Source organism: Pseudomonas sp. D(2018) (genome assembly GCF_005502555.1).
GTDB classification, from domain to species: Bacteria; Pseudomonadota; Gammaproteobacteria; order Pseudomonadales; family Pseudomonadaceae; genus Metapseudomonas; species Metapseudomonas resinovorans.
On the sequence record NZ_SCOK01000105.1, the window covers coordinates 1 to 4,783 of the forward strand.

The 4,783-nt window shown below is 61.6% G+C and carries 5 protein-coding genes; all 5 read left to right on the forward strand.

Annotation, left to right across the window (positions count from 1 at the left end):
- On the forward strand, positions 1 to 516 hold a 516-nt coding region (locus FFS60_RS28300; protein WP_305955964.1), incomplete at its 5' end, for a glycine cleavage T C-terminal barrel domain-containing protein.
- A gap of 230 nt (positions 517 to 746) precedes the next feature.
- Positions 747 to 1,301, forward strand: a complete 555-nt coding sequence (locus FFS60_RS28305; RefSeq protein ID WP_137823873.1) for a hypothetical protein — start codon at positions 747 to 749, stop codon at positions 1,299 to 1,301.
- 358 nt (positions 1,302 to 1,659) lie between these two features.
- The gene (locus FFS60_RS28310) at positions 1,660 to 3,435 is read left to right on the forward strand and encodes a multicopper oxidase family protein (RefSeq protein ID WP_137823874.1); all 1,776 of its coding nucleotides are present in this window, start codon (positions 1,660 to 1,662) and stop codon (positions 3,433 to 3,435) included.
- Positions 3,436 to 3,456: 21 nt separating this feature from the next.
- Positions 3,457 to 4,098: an SCO family protein gene (locus FFS60_RS28315; protein WP_028629392.1), complete on the forward strand. Its 642-nt coding sequence runs from the start codon at positions 3,457 to 3,459 to the stop codon at positions 4,096 to 4,098.
- A 98-nt stretch (positions 4,099 to 4,196) separates the two neighbouring features.
- On the forward strand, positions 4,197 to 4,388 hold the full coding sequence (locus FFS60_RS28320) for a hypothetical protein (protein ID WP_028629391.1): 192 nt from the start codon (positions 4,197 to 4,199) through the stop codon (positions 4,386 to 4,388).
- The last annotated feature ends 395 nt before the right edge of the window (positions 4,389 to 4,783 follow it).

The following is a 4,783-nucleotide window of genomic DNA, read 5'->3' on the forward strand; positions in this document are numbered from 1 at the left end:
GTGGCCCAGGCCGAATCCCTGGCGCGCACCCTGCTGGCCCAACCGGAAGTCCAGCCCATTGGCCTGGGCGCCCGCGACTCCCTGCGCCTGGAAGCCGGCCTGTGCCTCTACGGCCATGACATGAACACCGACACCACGCCGGTAGACGCGAGCCTCATCTGGGCCATCTCCAAGGCCCGCCGCGCCGACGGCCTGCGCGCCGGTAACTTCCCCGGTGCCGGCAAGGTCTTTGCCCAACAGCGCGACGGCGTGCCCAGCAAGCGCGTCGGCCTGCTGCCCCAGGAGCGCGTACCGGTGCGCGAAGGTGCCGAGATCGTTGATGCCGACGGCACCGTGATCGGCCGTGTCTCCAGCGGCGGGTTCGGCCCGAGCCTCGGCGCCCCGGTCGCGATGGGCTACGTCGCGGCCAGCCATGCTGCCCTGGACAGCGAGGTCTGGGCCCTGGTGCGCGGCAAGCGTGTCGCCATGAAAGTGGCCAAGACCCCCTTCGTACCACAGCGCTACTACCGCGGCTGAATCAGAGTCCCTCGACTGCCCCGTTTCGGCGGGGCCTTGAAGGGTGGAGACGACAGTCTCCACCCTTTTTCTTTGCACCCGCGTCGTGCACAGGCCGCCTCTTAAGAAATCACGATAAACCACTGAAATAAATAGCCTTTCGTAATTCATTCGAGCGACACAATCCCGTCATCAACCGGTCATCCGCCACAGGCAGATTCTCTGCTCCACTTTCCTGGGGAGGACCTCCGATGAACGACAAGAAGAACCTGATCAAACCCCTGGTTGCCGCCCTGCTGGCCGCCACCCTCAGCGCCTGTGCCATTCAGGCCCCGGCCCCCGCCAAGGCGGTAGCCCTGGATAACGAAGACTGGTATCAGATCCGCACCGAGAAAGAACTGTTCGTCTTCGACGACTACGCCACCTACCGGGAATACGTGAAGAGCGGCACTGCGCCGATCAAACAGAACACCGGCAAGCAGGACGGCTTCGGTCGCAACATCGTGCTGGTCCTGAAATCCGCCGACCAGGGCAAGGATGCGAAAGCGCTCTCTGCCCAGCGCTTCCTCGATGTCAGCCTGCCGCCCGCCCAGCCCTTCTATGGCGAGTTGCGTGACGAAGAAGGCGTCATCTTCGTGTTCAGCCGCTACGGCGACATGATGGACATGTACAAGATCGGCGAACCGACCTTCAGCTACGTCGACATCGGCGGCGGCCCCGAGGGTCAGCGCGTGGTGTACGTCCTTGGCAAGGAAGAACCCAAGCCGGTCAAGCAGATCGCCCTGTTCCACGACAAGTACAAGTAACTCCCCCCGGAGCGACCGGAACTCACCCTCCTTTCCGGTCGCTACCACCCTGCTCCAACCGCTCTACCGCCTGCCCTCCAAAGCGGGCCGCCCGTCTTCGTGAAATATCTTGATACATTCAGCGCTGTACCTAGTGCCAGAAGCCACTAGCCACTACTAGCGGCGAATTATTGTCATTTCGACAATTGCGCTCGCCAAGTGAGAGGTCTTTAGTCGAGTTATTGGCGCTTGGGCCGCGCGAGCAATTTCTTTTGCGGCCTGCACCTTCGTGCAAACGGATGGGGAAAACGAGCTTTGGAGCACTGCATCCAAGGCAGGCCGTTTGCGCGGGTTCGTGGTGGGGAGGTGGAGCACACCCATGAAAGGTAAAAATCCTGAGAAAGCCAAAAACAAGAAAGACAGGCTGGCGGACCTAAGACGGCGCGACTTTCTCAAGCTTTCCGCCGCCGCTGTAGCCGCACCAGCCCTGCTACGCACCTCTCGAAGCGAGGCTGCGGCGCCGATTTTGCCGCCCAGCCCACCCACAACCCCCTGGGTGATGCAGCTACCCAAGCAGATTGTGCCCGCGGCCAGCGTGCCTTACCTCAATCCCGCACCTACCGAACTGGCCAATGTCGCCGGTGGCGAAGCCGGGAGGGGACCGCACCAGTTCTGGGCTCGGTTCAGTCCCAACGCCGAGTACTACGAGCTGCGCGCCAAGGAAACGCCCAACTGGGTCTTCAACCCGGCCTATCCGGCGCAGAAGGTGTGGACCTATCGCGCGGCCAATACCCCGGCGAACGAGTTCAGTGCGACGGTCATGACCCACTACGGTCACCCGATGATCTGCCGCATCTACAACGACCTGCCGGCCAACCACACGGGCTTCGGCACGCCGGAAATCTCCACCCACTTGCACAACCTGCACGCGGGCTCGGAGAGCGACGGCTTTCCCGGTGACTACTACAGCGCAACCAAGGCCGGGCCAACCCTGACCGCCAAGGGCAAGTTCAAGGACCACCTCTATCCCAACGCCTATGCCGGCTTCAACACCCCGCCCAACAGTGTGGGTGACTACCGCGAAGCCCTGGGCACGCTCTTCTACCACGACCACACCCTGGACTTCACATCGTCCAATCTCTATCGGGGCCTGGTGGGTTTCTACCTGCTCTACGATTACCTGGATTCGGGCAATGAGGCCGACCCGACACCAGGCGCGCTGCGCCTGCCCAGCCATCCCTACGACTACCCACTGGCCTTCGCCGACCGTCGCTTCGACGCCACCGGCAGGCTCTATTACGACGAGATAAACCCCGAAGGTGTGCTGGGTGACAAGGTACTGGTCAACGGCATGATCGAGCCGGTGCTTAAAGTGGCCGCGCGACGCTATCGCTTCCGCTTGCTGAACGCCGGGCCGAGCCTTTTCTATGCCTTCTCGCTGGTCAACCCGAACAACATCAAGCAGAACTTCACCTACATCGGCAACGACGGCAACCTGCTACCCAAGCCGCTGCTCAACCAGCAGAGCATTACCCTTGGCGTCGCCGAACGCGCCGACATAGTGGTCGACTTTTCCAAGTACGTGGTGGGCACCACGCTCTATCTGGTGAACCGCATGCGCCAGGAAGAGACCCGCGGCCCCAAGGACATCAAGGAGCCCGGCGTCCGCGTGCTGAAGATCGTGGTGGACCGCTGGCCAACCGCCCAGGACCTCAGCCAGGTACCCGCCAATCTGCGCCCTCTGCCGCCAGTGACCGCCGCTGACATCGCCGCCGCCCCGGTGCGCCGCTTCGTCTTCGAGCGCTCCAACAACATGTGGGCGATCAATGGGCAGTTCGTCAACGTCAATGCGCCCCGATTCAATGTGCCCCAAGGTCGTGGAGAGATCTGGGAGCTGATCAATATCGACAACGGCTGGTCACACCCCATCCATATCCACCTGGAGGAAGGCCGCATCATCTCGCGAATGCGCAACGGTCAGCAGCTGCCGATCCCTGCCCATGAACTGGGTCGAAAGGACGTCTACACGATCAACAAGAACGAGACCATTCGCGTCTTCATCCGCTTCAGGGACTACAAGGGCAAGTACGTCATGCACTGCCACAACCTGATCCATGAAGACCACGCGATGATGCTGCGCTTCGACATCGTATGACGGCGGAGGGAGGACTATTTCATGAACACACGCAGAAACCTTATTGGCGGCCTGGGTGCCGGCCTCTTCGGGCTAGCCGCCCTGGGAGCCATGGGCGCCTCCACCGAGCGCCAGCCAATGGCTCGCTCGGGCAACGCCAGGTTCCCCAACCCAACGCTATTCACTCATCAGGGCAGGAAGGTTCAGTTCTATGAAGACCTGATACGCGGCAAGGTGGTAGTGCTCAACATGATGTACGCCAGCTGCGGCCGGAACTGCCCTACCGCAACCGCCAACCTGCGCAAGGTCCAGCAGATGCTCGGTGAACGGGTGGGACGGGAAGTCTTCATGTACTCCATTACCCTGCAGCCCGAGCTGGACCAGCCGCGCCACCTGCAGGAATACGTCGACAAGTTCCACATCGGCCCTGGCTGGGAATACCTCACCGGTGACCCACAGGACATTCTCGACCTGCGCTACGCCCTGGGCTTCTACGATGTAGACCCGTTGGTGGATGGCAACCAGCTCACCCACACCGGAATGGTGCGAATCGGCTACGAGCCCATTGGCCGCTGGACGATGGCGCCGGCACTGACCGATCCGGAGCACATCCTCTCGGCGATCAACCATGTCGACCCCCGGGTCGAGCTCACCGGCTGGGGCATGCAACCCCAGGAGTCCTGAGCACTCCGGCGGCCTCCGGGAGCACCTGGAGGCCGGGTGGTGTATGATGCGCGCCTCCGGCCCGCTCGCGGGCCAAGCCCGCACAGAGCAGAACCAGCATGACCAGCCAAGACCTCGATCAGGCCGAAGCCCAACCCCAGGAAAACCCGGCCGCAGCCGCCAGCACCGCCGAGCCGGCCAAGCCGAAGAAACAGAACGTCCCCTACTACCAGACCCTCAAGGGTTACGACCGAGGCCAGCGCCCCGGTCCCGCACCACGCGGCTCCCGCCGCTCCATGGGCAAGCGCTGACACTCGACTCATCAGTCTCCGCTCGCGAACCGAAGCGTTTCGCGGGCGGAGTTAGCTCCCACCAAGCCCCGCTCACTCCCGCCCCGCTCTAGAACGGACCTTTCGGCCCTACGAGGCTTATCCGCTCGCTACGTCACACCCACAAACATCGAATAAATCGATTATGCCAATTTTGGGAAAAAGCCTTTCCACCTTGCGCAATGGCACTCTCAAAGAAGTACTAACTCATTGTTTTTAATAGACAACAAATAACTATCATTGGCGTCGATGGCAACCATCACACAGGATCACTTCTTGATCGAAAACGTATCAGTAACATGGGCCCCGTAGACGAATTCCACCCCCCTCACCGAGGTGCCCGAAAATGAAAAAGCAAATCCTTGCCAGCCTGTTCA